Source organism: Kitasatospora sp. GAS1066B (assembly GCF_041262605.1).
Taxonomy (GTDB): Bacteria; Actinomycetota; Actinomycetes; order Streptomycetales; family Streptomycetaceae; genus Kitasatospora.
Map to the genome: position 1 here is coordinate 65747 of NZ_JBGCCO010000007.1, position 15338 is coordinate 81084.

The 15338-nt window shown below is 73.7% G+C and carries 16 protein-coding genes; 8 read left to right on the forward strand and 8 right to left on the reverse strand.

The annotated features are described in order from the left end of the window. Positions 1–3: 3 nt before the first annotated feature. Together ABH937_RS09575 and ABH937_RS09580 are read left to right on the forward strand one after the other, a co-directional pair. The gene (locus ABH937_RS09575) at positions 4–1452 is read left to right on the forward strand and encodes a GNAT family N-acetyltransferase (RefSeq protein ID WP_370217880.1); all 1449 of its coding nucleotides are present in this window, start codon (positions 4–6) and stop codon (positions 1450–1452) included. Positions 1453–1693: 241 nt separating this feature from the next. Then, positions 1694–2965, forward strand: a complete 1272-nt coding sequence (locus ABH937_RS09580; RefSeq protein WP_280689362.1) for a MurT ligase domain-containing protein — start codon at positions 1694–1696, stop codon at positions 2963–2965. On the opposite strand, the gene ABH937_RS09585 is transcribed toward ABH937_RS09580, so the two are convergent. Next, positions 2920–3372, reverse strand: coding sequence for a hypothetical protein (locus tag ABH937_RS09585; RefSeq protein WP_280689361.1), 453 nt, complete (start codon positions 3370–3372; stop codon positions 2920–2922). The two genes, ABH937_RS09580 and ABH937_RS09585, sit on opposite strands and share 46 nt — an antisense overlap. An 18-nt stretch (positions 3373–3390) precedes the next feature. Between ABH937_RS09585 and ABH937_RS09590 the strand changes: the two genes are divergently transcribed. The 4 genes from ABH937_RS09590 to ABH937_RS09605 all read left to right on the forward strand — a co-directional run bounded on the left by ABH937_RS09590 (position 3391) and on the right by ABH937_RS09605 (position 7718). Further along, a complete protein-coding gene (locus ABH937_RS09590) occupies positions 3391–4122 on the forward strand; it encodes a glutamine amidotransferase (RefSeq protein ID WP_280689360.1) in 732 nt (243 codons plus the stop codon). Positions 4123–4562: 440 nt separating this feature from the next. Further along, the gene (locus tag ABH937_RS09595) at positions 4563–5588 is read left to right on the forward strand and encodes a 6-phosphofructokinase (protein WP_280689359.1); all 1026 of its coding nucleotides are present in this window, start codon (positions 4563–4565) and stop codon (positions 5586–5588) included. 204 nt (positions 5589–5792) lie between these two features. Continuing rightward, positions 5793–6749 carry a cytochrome c oxidase assembly protein gene (locus ABH937_RS09600; RefSeq protein WP_370218015.1) on the forward strand — a complete coding sequence of 319 codons (957 nt, stop codon included), beginning with the start codon at positions 5793–5795 and terminating at the stop codon, positions 6747–6749. Between the two features lie 276 nt (positions 6750–7025). Continuing rightward, complete coding sequence (locus ABH937_RS09605) at positions 7026–7718, forward strand: phosphoribosyltransferase (protein ID WP_280689544.1); 693 nt, start codon at positions 7026–7028, stop codon at positions 7716–7718. Between the two features lie 115 nt (positions 7719–7833). Here ABH937_RS09605 and ABH937_RS09610 read toward each other — a convergent pair whose 3' ends face one another. Both ABH937_RS09610 and ABH937_RS09615 read right to left on the reverse strand, forming a co-directional pair. Next, positions 7834–8469 carry a DUF2637 domain-containing protein gene (locus ABH937_RS09610; protein WP_280689358.1) on the reverse strand — a complete coding sequence of 212 codons (636 nt, stop codon included), beginning with the start codon at positions 8467–8469 and terminating at the stop codon, positions 7834–7836. 88 nt (positions 8470–8557) lie between these two features. Continuing rightward, positions 8558–8815, reverse strand: a complete 258-nt coding sequence (locus ABH937_RS09615) for a hypothetical protein (protein ID WP_280689356.1) — start codon at positions 8813–8815, stop codon at positions 8558–8560. A gap of 524 nt (positions 8816–9339) precedes the next feature. Between ABH937_RS09615 and ABH937_RS09620 the strand changes: the two genes are divergently transcribed. After that, positions 9340–10545 (forward strand): IS21 family transposase, encoded by a 1206-nt coding sequence (locus tag ABH937_RS09620; RefSeq protein ID WP_280689355.1) that lies wholly within the window; start codon positions 9340–9342, stop codon positions 10543–10545. 39 nt (positions 10546–10584) lie between these two features. On the opposite strand, the gene ABH937_RS09625 is transcribed toward ABH937_RS09620, so the two are convergent. The 3 genes from ABH937_RS09625 to ABH937_RS09635 form a co-directional block, all read right to left on the reverse strand. Further along, positions 10585–11721, reverse strand: coding sequence for an oxygenase MpaB family protein (locus tag ABH937_RS09625; RefSeq protein WP_280689354.1), 1137 nt, complete (start codon positions 11719–11721; stop codon positions 10585–10587). A 167-nt stretch (positions 11722–11888) separates the two neighbouring features. Next, positions 11889–12374 carry an SRPBCC family protein gene (locus tag ABH937_RS09630; protein WP_280689353.1) on the reverse strand — a complete coding sequence of 162 codons (486 nt, stop codon included), beginning with the start codon at positions 12372–12374 and terminating at the stop codon, positions 11889–11891. After that, entirely contained in the window at positions 12374–12910 is a 537-nt protein-coding gene (locus ABH937_RS09635) for a gamma carbonic anhydrase family protein (protein WP_280689352.1), read from the reverse strand. Before ABH937_RS09635 ends, ABH937_RS09630 begins: the two co-directional genes overlap by 1 nt. A gap of 266 nt (positions 12911–13176) precedes the next feature. Here ABH937_RS09635 and ABH937_RS09640 point away from each other — a divergent pair, with 266 nt between their 5' ends. Continuing rightward, on the forward strand, positions 13177–13887 hold the full coding sequence (locus tag ABH937_RS09640; protein WP_280689351.1) for a DedA family protein: 711 nt from the start codon (positions 13177–13179) through the stop codon (positions 13885–13887). 29 nt (positions 13888–13916) lie between these two features. Here ABH937_RS09640 and ABH937_RS09645 read toward each other — a convergent pair whose 3' ends face one another. Beyond that, complete coding sequence (locus ABH937_RS09645) at positions 13917–14984, reverse strand: AI-2E family transporter (protein WP_280689350.1); 1068 nt, start codon at positions 14982–14984, stop codon at positions 13917–13919. Next, the gene (locus tag ABH937_RS09650; protein WP_280689349.1) at positions 14981–15106 is read right to left on the reverse strand and encodes a hypothetical protein; all 126 of its coding nucleotides are present in this window, start codon (positions 15104–15106) and stop codon (positions 14981–14983) included. The genes ABH937_RS09645 and ABH937_RS09650 overlap by 4 nt, the downstream gene beginning before the upstream one ends. Positions 15107–15338: the final 232 nt, after the last annotated feature.

Here is a 15338-nt window from a genome sequence, read left to right on the forward strand (position 1 = left end):
GGCATGACTCGATCGCCGTTCCCTGCCCAGCACCCCGACCAGCCCGCCGACCAGCCCGCCGGCCGGCCGGCCCAGCGGCCCTCCCGGGCCCAGCGCCGGCGGGCCAGGGCCGACCGCTGGCGCCGCGAGACCGTGGAACTCGCGGCCGTCTTCATCGCGGTGGCCACCGCCGACCTGATCGCCAACGTGGTGGTGCACGGCCACGACGGCCCGGTGCTGCTGGCCGCCTCCGCCGTCGCACTGCTCGGCACAGCGGTGTTCCACAGCTGGTGGGCACACCGCCATCCCGAAGGACCGCCGGGCCCCGATCCACTGGCCGGGCCGGAGCCGGCCGCCGTCGGCCCGGCCGGCCCGCTGCCCGAGCAGACCCGGCTCTGGCGGCTGCGGGCCACCGTCTCGGACGCGCCCGGCTCGCTGGCGGCCGTCAGCACGGCCCTGGCCGAGCTGCGGATCAGCATCATCTCGCTGCAGACCCACCCGCTGCCGGACGCCACGGTGGACGAGTTCCTGCTGCGCGCCCCGCGCTCGCTGCCCCGCCCCGCCCTGACCGAGGCGGTGGCCCTGGCCGGCGGCCGGGAGATCTGGACCGAGCCGGCCGACGCGCACGACCTGGTGGACGTGCCGACCCACGTGCTGGCGCTGGCCACCCGCACCGCGCTGGACGCCGCCGAGCTGCCGGTCGCGCTGCGCCAGCTGTTCGGGCAGGTCACCATCCGGCAGTTCCCGGCCCGCAGCGAGGACCAGCGGCCCGCGCCGAACCTGGCGGGCCCGGTGATGCTGCTGCCCGCGCCCGGCGGCGAGCTGATCGAGCTGTCCCGTCCGCACCTGCCGTTCACGCCGACCGAGTTCGCCCGGGCCAAGGCCCTGGTCGAGCTGGACACGGTGCTCGGCCCCCGGGTGCCCAAGGTCGAGGACCACCTGCGGCTGCCGGGCGGCGGGCCGCACGGCGAGGAGCTGACGGTCCGTCGGGCCCGCTCCGACGACCGGGCGGCGGCGCTGGCCATGCACCGACGCTGCTCGCCGGCCACCCTGCGCCGCCGCTACCACGGCCCGGTCGCGGACGCCGACCGCTACCTGGGCCACCTGCTCGACCCCCGGCACGGCCAGACCCTGACCGTGGAGACGGCCGACGGGCGGCTGGTGGCGCTCGCCCACCTGATGTGGGACGGCGACAGCGCGGAGCTCGCCGTCCTGGTGGAGGACGCCTGGCAGCGCCGGGGTCTGGGTCTGGACCTGCTACGCCGGATGGCCGCGCTGGCCGCCGAGGCCGGCGTGGCCACCGTCTACGCGGTCACCCAGGCCGGGAACACCGCGCTGATCAGCGCGATGCGGCGGCTCGAACTGCCGCTGGACTACCAGGTGACCGACGGCACCCTGGTGATCACCGCACACCTGGCGGGCGCGGCTGAGCAGCTGCCGAGCCCGTGGCCGTCGGTGCCCGGGGGACGCTGAACGGACGCGTCGGTGCGGGCGGGCCCGGTGGACCGGGCCCGCCCGCACGGCGTTCGCACCGGGCGGCGGCCGCGCGTTCGCGCCGGTCGAAGGGGTGTCAGGCGCCCGACCAGGCACGGCAGCAAGGGGGCCGTGGCTCGGTCTGCTTCCGATGAGCCGTTAGGCTGGCCCCGTCCATGCCACCCGACGGCCCCGTGCGAGGTCAGAGGGGGGTCGTCGCCTAGAGGAGGAACCCCTGAGCATGCCAGGCACCGGATCGGAGGCCGCAGCCACCGGCGCGCGCGACTCCTCACTGCCCGCCCGCTCCAAGCTCGCCGTCACGGCGGGCAAGGTGGCTGCCGCCGCCTCCCGCTCGGTCGGCCGCGGCAGCGGCTCGGTGATCGGGGGCAAGGTCGCGCTCAGGCTCGACCCCGACCTGCTCGCCCGCCTCGCCGACCACCTGGACGTGGTCCTGGTCAGTGCCACCAACGGCAAGACCACCACCACCCGGCTGATCGCCGAGGCGCTGCGCGCCGCCGGTCCGGTGGTCTCCAACGCGCTGGGCGCCAACATGCCGGCCGGCATCACCTCCGCGCTGGCCGGCGGCTCGGACGCGCGCTACGGCGTGATCGAGGTGGACGAGAAGTACCTGGCGAACGTCGCCCGGGACACCCACCCCAAGGCCATAGCGCTGCTCAACCTCTCGCGCGACCAGCTGGACCGGGCCGCCGAGACCCGGATGCTGGCCGAGAAGTGGCGCGAGGGCCTGCAGGGCACCGACGCCGTGATCATCGCCAACGCGGACGACCCGCTGGTGACCTGGGCCGCCTCCTCCTGCCAGCGGGTGGTCTGGGTGGCCGCCGGGCAGGCCTGGAAGGAAGACGCCTGGTCCTGCCCGTCCTGCGGCGGCGTGATGCAGCGCCCCGGCGACGACTGGTACTGCCAGGAGTGCGGCTTCCGCCGACCGCAGCCGCACTGGGCGCTGCAGGGCGGCCACGTGATCGACCCGAACGGCGCCGCCTGGCCGATCCACCTGCAGCTGCCGGGCCGGGCCAACCTGGCCAACGCCACCAGCTCGGCCGCGGTGGCCGCGGTCTTCGGCGTGCCGCCGCAGACCGCCCTGGAGCGGATGCAGTCGGTCACCGCGGTGGCCGGCCGCTACGACGTGGTCAACTACCAGGGCCGCGACGTGCGCCTGCTGCTGGCCAAGAACCCGGCCGGCTGGCTGGAGACCTTCTCGCTGATCGACGGCCCGCCCGCGCCGGTGATCCTGTCGGTGAACGCGCTGGACGCCGACGGCACCGACACCTCCTGGCTGTGGGACGTGGACTACGAGCGGCTGCACGGCCACCCGGTCTTCGTGATGGGCCAGCGCCGGCTGGACCTGGCGGTGCGCCTGGAGGTGGCGGGGCTGCAGTTCCACGTGGTGGAGACACTGGAGGAGGCGGTCCGGATGGCGCCGCCCGGGCGGATCGAGGCGATCGCCAACTACACCGCGTTCCAGCAGCTGCGCAAGGCGGTGGCCGGGTCATGAGCACTCCCCCGCAACAGCCCGGCTACGGTCAGCAGCCCGGCTATCCGCAGCAGCCGGGCTACCCGCAGCACCCCGGCCACCCCCAGCAGGGCGGCCAGCAGCAGGGCCACCCCCAGCAGGGCGGCCAGCAGCACCCCGGATACCCGCAACAGCAGCCCGGTCAGCCGTACCCGGGGCAGCCGTACCCGGGCCAGCAGCCGCCCGCCGGCTACCCCCAGCAGGGCGGGCCCCAGCACGGCGGCCCCCAGCAGGGCGGTCAGCACCCCGGATACCCGCAGCACGGCGGCCAGCAGCCGGCCTATCAGCAGCCGGGCCAGCAGCCCGGCTACCCGGCCCAGCCCGCCCAGCCCCAGGCCGTCCAGCAGCAGCCCGCGCAGCCGGGCCGGCCACAGCCCGACCCGCAGCACTATGGAAGGCCTTCCAGGATGAGCGACAGCAGCCTGCGGCTGGTCTGGATCTACCCTGACCTGCTCAGCACCTACGGCGACCGCGGCAACGCGCTGGTCGTGGAGCGCCGGGCCCGCCAGCGCGGGCTGAACGTGCAGCGGGTCGACGTGCGCTCCGACCAGCCCGTCCCGACCAGCGGCGACATCTACCTGATCGGCGGCGGCGAGGACCGCCCGCAGCGCCTGGCCGCCGAGCGGCTGCGCCAGGACTCCGGGCTGCCGCGCGCGGTGGACAACGGCGCGATCGTCTTCTCGGTCTGCGCGGGCTACCAGATCCTGGGCCACGAGTTCATCAACGACCTGGGCCAGCGCGAGCCGGGCCTGGGCCTGCTGGACGTCTGGTCCACCCGCGGCGAGGGCGCCCGCAACGTCGGCGACGTGCTGGCCGAGCCGGACCAGCGCCTGGCCCTGCCCACCCTGACGGGCTTCGAGAACCACCAGGGCGTCACGCACCTGGGCCAGGGGGTCGCGCCGCTGGCACACGTCACCGCGGGCGGCGGCAACGGCGACGGGACCGGCACCGAGGGCGCCTGGCGGGACACCGTCTTCGGCACCTACCTGCACGGCCCGGTGATGGCCCGCAACCCCGCGGTCGCCGACCTGCTGATCAAGCTGGCGCTGGACGTCAACGCGCTCCCGCCGGCCGACACCACCTGGTACGACGCGCTGCGCACCGAGCGGATCGCGTCCACCAGCCGCCAGCCCGCCTGACCCGCCCGTCTGACCGGCCCGCCTGACCAGCGGGTCGCACCGGCCCACCGGGCGGACCCGCCGGCCCGCGACGTTCAAGGGATCGTCGATCGGGCCGGTCCACCCTCGGGGGCGTCCTGACAGCCCGTCAGTCGGTCCGAGTGAACGTTCTCCGCCCGCCGGGTGTCCAGCATCCGGCGGCGGAAGATTCCGCGTCGCGAAATTGCGACAATAAGCTCGTCGGATGCAACCCTCCTCGGCAGCCGGCACTTCAGCACGGACGCGCCGACGACGCCGCCCTCCGTGCCTGCTCCCGCCCGGCCGGAGGTGGGGGCCGCTAGGATCAGTTTCGGGCCGATATGCCCGATTCTGACCCCGCCCTTCCAGGTGGTAGTCCGGCCATCCGGTCCTTCCCCCAGCCTGCCGGCTGGGAGGTGCCCCCAGGGGAGTTGCAGAGAACGATGCGTATTGGTGTGCTGACCAGCGGCGGCGACTGCCCCGGCCTGAACGCCGTGATCCGCTCCGTGGTCCACCGGGGAGTGGTCGACCACGGCGACGAGATCATCGGTTTCCAGGACGGCTGGCGAGGCCTCCTCGAAGGTGTCCACCGCCCGCTGACCCTCGACTCGGTCGGCGGCATCCTGGCCCAGGGCGGCACCATCCTGGGCTCCTCCCGCGTCCAGCCCAGCCACCTGCGCGACGGCGTGGAGCGGGCCAAGCGCTACTGCGCCGACCTCGGCATCGAGGCGGTGATCCCGATCGGCGGCGAGGGCACCCTCAAGGCCGCGAAGCTGATGAGCGACGCCGGACTGCCGGTGGTCGGGGTGCCCAAGACCATCGACAACGACATCGCCTGCACCGATGTCACCTTCGGCTTCGACACCGCCGTCTCGGTGGCCACCGAGGCGCTGGACCGGCTGAAGACCACCGCCGAGTCGCACCAGCGGGTGATGGTGGTCGAGGTGATGGGACGCCACACCGGCTGGATCGCGCTCAACGCGGGCATGGCGGCCGGCGCGCACGCGATCGTGGTGCCCGAGCGCCCGTTCCACATCGACAAGCTCACCGAGGTGGTGCGCGCGCGCTTCGAGCGGGGCAAGAAGTTCGCCATCGTGGTCTGCGCGGAGGGCGCCAAGCCCGAGGCCGGCACCATGCACTGGGAAGAGGGCACCCGGGACATCTACGGCCACGAGCGCTTCACCGGCATCGCCACCCAGCTCTCCGGCGAGCTGGAGCACCGCCTGGGCAAGGAGGCCCGCCCGGTGATCCTCGGCCACACCCAGCGCGGCGGCACGCCCACCGCGTACGACCGGGTGCTCGCCACCCGGTTCGGCTGGCACGCCGTGGAGGCCGCGCACAAGGGCGCCTTCGGGCACATCACCGCGCTGCAGGGCACCCAGATCAACCTGGTGCCGCTGGCCGAAGCGGTGGCGGACCTGAAGACGGTCCCCGCCGAGCGCTACGTCGAGGCCGAGATGGTCATCTGAACCACCCTTCGTCCCGGCGCCTCCTGATGCCCCGCCACCGCGGCGGGGCATCAGCCGTCGACGCCCCGGGGGCGCCCGCAGCCGCCAGGTAGGACGGCCGTAGTCTGGGTGCCGACGAAAAACGGACGAACCGGACCTGAGGCGGGGCCGGGCCGGCCGCGGGCACGACGGAAAGCGGGACCGCCGATGGACGGCATGGCAGGGATGCACCACGGGAACGAGCTCCGCCCGTTCTCGCTCCACTCGGTGCTCACCTGGTCGCCCGACTGGCCGTTCCTGCTGGGCTGCCTGCTGGCGCTCGGCCTGTACGGCGCGGGTGTCGTGCGGATGGCCAGGCGCGGCGACCGCTGGCCGATCGGGCGCACGGTCGCCTGGACGCTCGGCGTGCTGACCGTTGTCGCGGTGACCTGCTCCGGGCTGAACGACTACGGCATGGTGCTGTTCAGCGCGCACATGATGCAGCACATGGTGCTCAGCATGCTGGTGCCGATCCTGCTGCTGCTCGGCGCGCCGATCACGCTGGCGCTGCGGGCGCTGCGCCCGGCCGGCAAGGGGCGCCCGCGCGGGCCGCGCGAGCTGCTGGTGGCGTTGCTGCACAGCCGGTACGTGAAGATCATCTCGCACCCGGCCTTCACCATCCCGCTCTTCATCGCGAGCCTCTACGGCCTCTACTTCACCCCGCTCTTCGACACGCTGATGCAGACCCGGATCGGACACATCGCGATGATGGTCCACTTCCTGGCGGCCGGCCTGCTCTTCTTCTGGCCGATCATGGGCGTGGACCCGGGCCCGAACCGGCCCGGGCACGTGATGCGGATCATCGAGCTCTTCATGGGGATGCCGTTCCACGCCTTCTTCGGCGTGGCGGTGATGATGGCCACCAGCCCGCTGGTGACCACCTTCAGCTCGGCCATGGCCCCGCCCGGCACCGATCTGATGGCTGATCAGAAGATGGCCGGCGGGATCACCTGGGCGTTCGGCGAGATCCCGACCGCGGTGGTGCTGATCGCGCTGGTCTTCCAGTGGGCCAAGTCCGAGCAGCGGCACGCCGTCCGCACCGACCGGGCCGCCGAGCGGGACGGCGACGCGGAGCTGGTCGCGTACAACGCCTACCTGGCCTCGCTCGACCAGCGCGGCAAGCGGTCGCCCCAGGCGGGCTGAGCGCCGCGCGACAGCTGACCGAGGACCCCGTTCGCCGACCAGGCGGGCGGGGTCCTGCGGTGTGGTGGTGCTTCGCCGCAGCGCGGAGCGAGCGGGCTGATCAGGACGCGAACGGTGACCGTGACGGTGACCGTGTCGGGGTCGGCGCCCGGAGAAACCCCCCAAGGCCAATCTGACAGGCCGTCAGGTGTCTCCCGGACCGACCGCCCGGGCGCCGCGCTCGTCCTCGGCCGCCGGATGGTGGCAGGCTGGAGGGGCTGGCAGGCGGTGATCGCGATGACGGTGTTCTACGGCAACACGCACCACGGACGGACCTTCCGGGACCGCGCCGAGGCGGGGCGGCAGCTCGGCCGACGGGTGCTGGAGTGGGGCTCCGACGCCCCGATCGTGGTGGGCCTGCCCCGGGGCGGCGTCCCGGTGGCCTACCAGGTGGCGCTGGCGCTCGGCGCGCCGCTGGACATCCTGGTGGTCCGCAAGATCGGCGCACCCGGCCAGCCGGAGCTGGCGCTGGGCGCGGTCGGCGAGGGCGGCATCCGGCTGTACAACCACGACATCATCGCCGCGCTCGGGATCACCCCCCACCGGCTGGAACGGCTCACCGACGCGACCGCCACCGAGGTCGCCGAGCGGACCGAGCGGCTGCGCGGACCGCTGCCCCCGCTGGAGGTGACCGGGCGGGCGGTGCTGCTGGTGGACGACGGGATCGCCACCGGCGCGACCGTGCGGGCCGCGATGGCGGTGCTGCGCCGCCGGGAGGTGAGCGAGCTGCTGCTGGCCGTCCCGGTGACCGCGCCCGAGGCGCTGCGGCTGCTGGGCCCGCTCGCCGACGACCTGGTCTGCCTGACCGCGCCGCCCTCGTTCCAGGCCGTCGGCCAGTTCTACAACGACTTCGAGCAGACCACCGACCACGAGGTGCGCCGGCTGCTCGACCTGGCGGCAGCCCGGGACGACACGGGCGCCCCGGGGTGACGCGCCGGGGAGATCTCAGCCGACCCGTGCGGGGACGGGGGTCACCCCGATCTGGTTCTGACGCTCCGTCAGGCCATTCCGCGGCGGTCGAGCCATCGGGCGCCGTGTGCCGCCCTCAGCGCGGTGCCCGATGGGTGGCCGGGCTGCCCGGCGGGCGGCGCGCGCCCCGGGTGGTGATCAGCTGGCGGACCAGCTGGTGCAGCGAGATGACGGCGGTGAGCGGGGGCAGTCCGGCGACGACCAGGTCGGGCACCGTCCGCGAGACGTCGGCGATGCACAGTCCGGTCGCGAGGCCGGAGAACAGCACGACCACCACCCAGGAGTGCACCGGCTGGCGCCCGTGCAGCGCGGCCCGCAGGACGGACAGGCAGCCCACGAGCCACGGCCCGTAGACGATCACCGGCCACAGCTGCGACAGTCCGCGCGGCACCCGGGAGAGGGCCAACTCCCGCAAGGGGTCGTAGGAGAGGGCCCAACCGAGCACGCACACCGCGGTCACCGTCACCGCCGTCAGCGCGCCGAACACCGAGCCGACCACGTCCGGCCAGGACGGCGCGGGCGGCCGGGTCCGGCGCCGGTGCCGGGAGACCGAAGGCTCGGCCGACATCGGCGCGGGCCGGTCGGCCGACAGCCGATCGGGCTCGCCGTAGACCGGGGCGGTTGCGTAGGCGAGGTCCCACAACTCGTCCGCCGGATCGGCGTAACCGGTCATCGCGCGCGCCGCGAGAAGGTCACTCAGCTGGTCGTACATGGCACATCCCCCACTCGATCGTCATGCCGCGGCTCGCTCCGCTCCGGCATCCCGGCGCCCGCCGGGAACCCCGGCCCCGGCGAGGGCGTCATGCCTCGACCGGGAACGCGAGGGAGCCGATCCGCGCGGCGAAATCGCTCTCCAGCTGACGGAGCTTCCTCAGGTAGGCGGCCAACAGGCCCGAGGAGTGCGGCAGGACGACCCGCTCGCCGTTGCGCGACAGGTAGCCGGTGCGCACGTCACCCGCGGGGTTCTGCCGGTCGGGGACGAAGAGCCACGTCCCGACGCTGGTGACCGGGTCCCGGTCGGGGTGCGGGGCGGTGTAGGGCAGGCATGGTGAGTTCACGCTTGATCAAACGAGAGGGCGGCAAACGGGTTTGTACCCCTCCCGGGCGTCGTTTCATATTCGCCACCGGAGATACTCTCCGAAATTAACCCGGGGTGGCGCGTGGGGTGGTACTTTCCGGTCCACCGTTCACCATGTCCGAGATGCCCGAAAGCCAAAGGTCATCCCATAATCCCGAGTGATGCCGCTCGCCGAAACTCCGCAGCAAGATAATTCAGCCGAAACGTTTCTCCAGGTTGACCGTCCGCCCCGCCGTGCTATATTTCCGGATTGCCTCCGGCATATTCAGCGTATTGACGGCACACCGATGTGAACGATCAGGGGATCTCTTGCTCAGCTGGGAGGAATACATGGAAGCGCTCCGACTCAGCGGTCACGGCTGGTCCGTCGCCCGGATTTCCCGACAGCTCGGGCGCGACCGGAAAACGGTCGGATCGTACCTCAGCGGAAAGCGGATCCCGGGCCTCCGAAGTCATTCCCAGGACGGTTTTCTCCGTTTCCTGCCGTACTGCCGCCAGCGGCTCGTGGACGATCCGCACCTGCTGGCCACCACGCTCTTCGAGGAGATCGTCGAACTGGGCTACACCGGCGGCTACTCGACCTTCACCCGCGCGCTGCGCAAGCAGCAGGCGCGGCCGGTCTGCGGGGAATGCCAGGAGACCGGCCCGACCGGCAGCGGGCCGGCCGCCGCACGATCGAGCGAGCAGGCCATCCGCTTCGACTGGCTCGAGCTCCCCACCCCGCCCGCCGGGTGGGGCTGCGGAAATCAGGTGCACCTGCTGCTGGGCCTGCTCACCCCCTCCGGCCGCTGGCGTGGGGCGCTGGCGGCCGACGAGGAGTTGCCGCAGCTCGTCGAGGCCATGGAGCACGTGCTCAGACGGCTGGGCGGCACCCCCGAGTGCTGGCGGTTCGACCGGACACCGGCCGTGCACAGCCCCAGCACCGGACAGCTGACGCCCGACTTCCGGCAGGTGGCCAGGTACTACGGCGTGCGCGTCGAGTACCGCCCGCGGGACGACCGGCCGAGCCCGGCGTACGACACGGTGGAGGAGATCGCCCGGAACTGGTGGCACGCGATCGGGCGCGACTCCACCGTCCAGGCGGCACAGGACAGCCTGGACCGGCTCGCGAGCCGGCTGGAGGCGCCCGGCTCGACCGCCGACGGCGCACCTGCCGCGGACGACCCGCGCGCGGCCACCCAAGGCCTTCGTGCCCTGCCTCCCGCACCGTTCCCGATCTGGATCCACGCCCGCCGCACCGTCGACGCCCAGGGCCTGGTTCCGTTCGAAGGCAACTTCTACGCCGTGCCGGAGCACCTGGTCGGCGCCGTGGTGGAGGTTCGGCGGCGCCTCGACGAGCCCTACCTGTCCATCGCCGCCACCGCCGGCGCCGTCATCGCCCGCTACGCGCTCGCTCCCGCCGGGGCCGGATCGGTGGTCGTCGAGCGCAGCGGCGTCGTCGTCGTGCTGGAGCGGCACCCGACGCCCGTGCAGCCCGACGTCCCGGCCTGCCGACAGCTGACGCCGCGTCCGCTCTCCGAGCAGGCGCTGGCCGAGGCCGACGCGCTGCGCGGGTCGGCCGAGCACCCGTCGTCCGACGGCAGGCCGGCTGACAGTGCTTCGCCCGACCCGCCGTCCGACCACCCACCGCCCGACCACCCGACCGTCTGCCGGCAGCGGGCGGCGCCGGGCAGCACGACCGGGCGGGTGCCGCCCCAGCGGGAGCGCTGAGGCAGGGCCGCGATGGCGGAGCCGGGCAGCACGGCCCGGCTACCCGGCTCCGCTGCCGCGGGCCGTCGGAACCTGCGGGGCGGCGAGGGTGGCAAGGCTCGCCGGGATGTCGAACTCGGTGCTCTGCCCGTGCGTCACGCGCCGGACCTCACCCTTGAGCAGCACGCGGCCGACCTGGTCGAGCACCCGGCGCGCCAGCACGTGGTGCTCCTCCGCCTGGTGCACGTGCTGCTCGACGTGGGCGAACTCCGCCACCGCCTTCTCCCAGTGGCTGTGCGGCACCTGCATCCAGTCCGCGATCTGCGGGCCGACCATCTGGCGCAGCACGGCCGGGATCGCCCCTCGCGTCCCCGGCGGCGCGAGGTGGCGGTAGAAGTCCAGCAGGCCCTGGGTGAGTTGGATGCCCTCCGGGGACGGTCCGAGGTGGCGCGCGGCCAGCTCGGCCCGCACCCGGCGCCCCTCCGCCAGGGTCGGCGGCATGACCTCGGGCCGCAGCCCGAGCAGCACGGCGACCACCCGCCAGACGTAGTAGTAGTCCTCGGCCGCCTGCTCGGTGCAGTGGACGCCGATCCGGTCCATCCCGTCCAGGGTGTCGACCGAGAAGCTCAAGGTGGCGCCGAGCAGGTCCTCCTGGCAGATCGGGACGCCGTGCCCGGCGACGTCCCAGTGGCGGCCACGGATCAACAACTGCCGTACCGCCGCGTGGATCAGGCGCACCTTCTGGATGGTGGGGATCAGCTCGCCGTGCGGCCCCAGCGGATCGTCGGCCATCAGGTGCAGCATGAACTGCGTGGTCTCGGACAGCCGCCGGTGCGGGTGGTCGAGGCGGTGGGTCGCGGACAGCTGCTTGGCGCCCAACGGCGCCGCGTAGCTGCAGACCAGGGCGCCGAGCGAGAGGGCGGAGACGACGTGCACCCCGTCGTGCCGGAAGAAAGCGTGCACCCGCGCGATGCGCTCCGCGTCCACCCAGTCGGGCACCGTCCGGGTCCCCGCGAGGTGCTCGCGCAGCACGGCCGGCAGGTCCTGCGGCACCAGCTGGTCGTTCTGCCGCAGTCCGTGCAGCACCTGGTTGGCATGGGCGATCTCGCCCGAGTCCAGCAGCTCGGCGACCACCCGGTCGGCCGGCGGATCCCCCTCGATTCGCAGCTCGTCCAGCGACGATGTGGCGAACTCCACAGCAGACACTCCCGCCCTCGGCACCAGGGCGGCCCCTGACGTGCCGACCCTGCCTCCAGCTTGGCGACGCGCGGGCCGGGCGCGACCACGAATCCGGCACACCCCATCCGATCGGGTGGATCGCCGACCGCCGGGGTTTGCGGCGGACGTCCGACGTGCCGTTCGGGTCAGCCGGCGGCGCCCGCCGCCGCCTGCGCGAGGCGGGCCAACGTGGTGCGCATCCCGGCGCGGTTGACCTCGATCCGGCGCTCGGCACCGGTGCCGGCGAAGAGCACGCCCAGCAGTCGGGCCAGGCCCCCGGCTCGCCCGGTACGCAGGTCCTCCCAGGACTCGGTGACCCGGGTTCCGGTGCCCGCCGGCTCGAACCGGTAGCGCCAGCGCGCTATCGGCAGGCCGAACACACCCACGTCGAAGGCGAATTCGGCGGCCTCCCGCGCCGCGATCACCCGGCCCGTGGTGCACCAGACGAACGGTCCGCGCCGGTTGAAGCCGACGAACCGCGAGCCCGCACGGACCGCCGGCCCCGCCGACCAGACGCGGCGGCACTCCGGACTCCAGCGGCCCATCTGCCGCAGGTCGGCCACCAGCCCGTACACCGTCGCCGGGGCGGCGTCCACCAGGATGCTCTCCGACAGATCCGGCTGACGCTCCATCAGCTCTGCCGCCCGTCCGGGATCGCGGCGTGCGCCTCGGCGAGCAGCAGGTAGCCCGCCGCGTTCGCCTTGATGCCGGCCGTCTCCTCCGCGGTGAGCGGGCGCCGGACCTTGGCGGGCACGCCGGCCACCAGCGAGCCGGGCGGCACCTCGGTGCCCTGGGTCACCACGGCACCGGCCGCGACCAGCGAACCCGCGCCGATCCGGGCGCCGTTGAGCACCCGCGCCCCCATGCCGACCAGCACGTCGTCCTCGACCGTACAGCCGTGCAGGACGGCGTTGTGCCCCACCGTGACCCGCTCGCCGACCGTGAGCGGGAACCCCGGGTCGGCGTGCAGCGTGCAGTTGTCCTGGATGTTGGAGTCCGCGCCGACGGCGATCGACTCGGCGTCACCGCGCAGTACGGCCTGGTACCAGACGCTCGACCGCGGCCCCAGCCGCACCGAGCCGACCACCACGGCCGTCGGCGCGACGAAGGCCGCCGGGTCCACCTCCGGCTCGCGTCCTGCCACGCCGATGATCAGCGCCTCAGCCATGGGCTCACTGCTCCCTCTTCGCTCTCGTGGACCGGCGACTCGGGGCCGGCGGGCCTCACCCTACCGACCGGTAGGCCGCGCGGCTTCGGGCCCCGGGTCACTTCGCCGACCCACGCGGTGACCGGCCCGTTCACCGCGTTCCTCCGGGTGTCGAGCGGCAACCGCGCGCAGTCGCCGGTGCGATGATGCTCTGACGCACTCACGGGCGGCGCGGCCCCGGTCAGGACCGTGCGGCGGAGATCGCGAAGCAGAGATGGAGCGCGCTGATGCACTCGATCACCGACTGGCTCGGCCGCCTGTCCGGACCGGTCATCTACGCGGTCGTCGCCGGCCTGGTCTTCGCCGAGGACGCGCTGTTCGTCGGCTTCGTGCTGCCTGGCGAGAGCGCGGCGGTGATCGGCGGCGTGCTCGCCCACCAGGGCAAGGTCTCGATCGGCTGGCTGACCCTCGCCGTGGTGGCCGCGGCCATCCTCGGCGACACCGTCGGCTACGCGATCGGCCACCGGTTCGGCCCGACGATCCTCCTGGTGCGACCGCTGCACCGCCATGCCGACCGGATCGGCAAGGCGCAGGACCTGATCCGGCGGCGTGGACCGGCCGCCGTCTTCTTCGGCCGCTTCATCGCGTTCTTCCGCGCGATGATGCCCGCGCTGGCCGGCATCTCGCGGATGCCGTACCGCCGCTTCCTGCTCTACAACGCGCTCGGCGGCCTGGTCTGGGGCGTCGGCTTCACCCTCCTCGGGTACTTCGCCGGCGCCGCCTACTCCCGGGTCGAAGCGCAGGTCGGCCGGGCGCTGGCCCTGGTGCTGGCCGCGGTGGTCGTCATCGCCCTGATCGGATGGCGGCTGCGCCGCCGGCGCGCGGAGAACCGCGAGTCGGGGCCCGGGCCGGGGCCCGACGACGGCGACGGCATCGACGGCATCGACGGCAGCGACGACGGCAGCGACCGCGACGACGACGGTGCCGGCGGGCCCTGAGCCGCCGGTCGGCGGTGGCTCCGCCGACCTCAGCGGGCCCGTAGCTCCCGGTAGACCGCCCACGCCACCGACACCAGCGGCACCGCGACGACGGCGCCGATCACGCCCTCGACCAGCGTGCCGACGGCCACCGCGAGCGCGACCACCACGGGATGGATCCGCACCGCCCAGCTCAGCACCAGCGGGTGCAGCACATGCCCCTCGATCTGACCGATCACCACGATCAGGATCAGCAGGATCAGCGCGGTCAGCGGCCCCTGGGTGGCCAGCGCGACCACCGAGGCGACGGCCAGCGCGATCGGCGACCCGATCAGCGGGATGAAGGTGGCGAGGAACTCCAGCAGCATCAGCGGCACCACCAGCGGAACTCCCAGCAGCAGCAGCGCGATGCCCACCAGCACGGCGTTGGTGGCCGACACGATCACGATGCCCCGGGTGTAGCCGGCGAAGGTGCGCCAGGCCACCCGCCCGCCCAGCTCGAAGCGCGGGCGCGCCCGGGCCGGCAGCAGCGCGGCGGCCCAGCGCCACATCCGGTCGCCGGAGTAGATGAAGAACACCGCGCAGAACAGCGCCAGCGCACCACCCGTGATGGCCTCCACCAGGCGGCCCGCGCTGCTCACCGCCGTGCTGATCAAGGACGAGCGGTGCGCGGAGAGGTAGCTGCCGACCTTGCTCCGCAGGCCCGACACGGCGCCGGCCCGCAGGTGCAGCGGCGGTCCCTGCAACCACCGCTCGATCCGGTTGAGGCCGCCGCGCACCTCGCCGCGCAGCTGGTTCCAGTCGGACGCCACCAGTTCACCGGCCAGCGTGAGCAGGCCGGCCACCAGCACGACCGCCGCCACCATGACGATCGCCACCGCCACGCCGCGTGGCACCAGCTTGGCCAGGGCGTCGGCCGCCGGCCGCAGCACCGAGGTGACGACCAGCCCGAGGAAGACGGCCACGGCGACCAGTTGCAGGCGCTGCAACACCACGAACGCCGCATAGCCGGCCACGCCGACCAGCAGCAGCCGCCAGGTGTAACCGGCCGTCAGCACCAGCCCGGGCGCGACCTTGCCGACCCGGCGTGGACGGTCAGGTCGGCGCCGGAGCGTCATGGGCGGACGACCAGGGCGCCACCAGGACGCCGGCCACCGGCTTCGCCGCCGGTGTCGCCACCGGGTGCGCTGCCGGTTTCGCCGCCCGCTTCGTCGGCCTGCTGGACCTGTCGCTCCGTCACCTGCCGCCAGCTCCCGGTTCTCTGACAGCCCGCCCGCTGCCCGCCTGTGATTCCCTCATCAACCGTCATCGCCATGGCCTTGTCCAGGGTCCGCGCCGTACGCCCGGGCAGTTCGCCTCGGACGGCTGCCGGCCCCGGCCCGACCACGGCCCGGGGCCGGGGCAACGCCCGCTGGCCCGTGCGGGTATGCCCGCTGCGCCGACCGGGCGACTCGCACACCGTGCCGCCGCGT

Coding starts and splice junctions, on each gene's coding strand:
- ABH937_RS09575 (WP_370217880.1), top strand. CDS start 4: ATGACTCGATCGCCGTTCCCTGCCCAGCACCCCGACCAGCCCGCCGAC.
- ABH937_RS09580 (WP_280689362.1), top strand. CDS start 1,694: ATGCCAGGCACCGGATCGGAGGCCGCAGCCACCGGCGCGCGCGACTCC.
- ABH937_RS09590 (WP_280689360.1), top strand. CDS start 3,391: ATGAGCGACAGCAGCCTGCGGCTGGTCTGGATCTACCCTGACCTGCTC.
- ABH937_RS09595 (WP_280689359.1), top strand. CDS start 4,563: ATGCGTATTGGTGTGCTGACCAGCGGCGGCGACTGCCCCGGCCTGAAC.
- ABH937_RS09600 (WP_370218015.1), top strand. CDS start 5,793: ATGCACCACGGGAACGAGCTCCGCCCGTTCTCGCTCCACTCGGTGCTC.
- ABH937_RS09605 (WP_280689544.1), top strand. CDS start 7,026: ATGACGGTGTTCTACGGCAACACGCACCACGGACGGACCTTCCGGGAC.
- ABH937_RS09610 (WP_280689358.1), bottom strand. CDS start 8,469: ATGTACGACCAGCTGAGTGACCTTCTCGCGGCGCGCGCGATGACCGGT.
- ABH937_RS09630 (WP_280689353.1), bottom strand. CDS start 12,374: ATGGAGCGTCAGCCGGATCTGTCGGAGAGCATCCTGGTGGACGCCGCC.
- ABH937_RS09635 (WP_280689352.1), bottom strand. CDS start 12,910: ATGGCTGAGGCGCTGATCATCGGCGTGGCAGGACGCGAGCCGGAGGTG.
- ABH937_RS09640 (WP_280689351.1), top strand. CDS start 13,177: ATGCACTCGATCACCGACTGGCTCGGCCGCCTGTCCGGACCGGTCATC.
- ABH937_RS09645 (WP_280689350.1), bottom strand. CDS start 14,984: ATGACGCTCCGGCGCCGACCTGACCGTCCACGCCGGGTCGGCAAGGTC.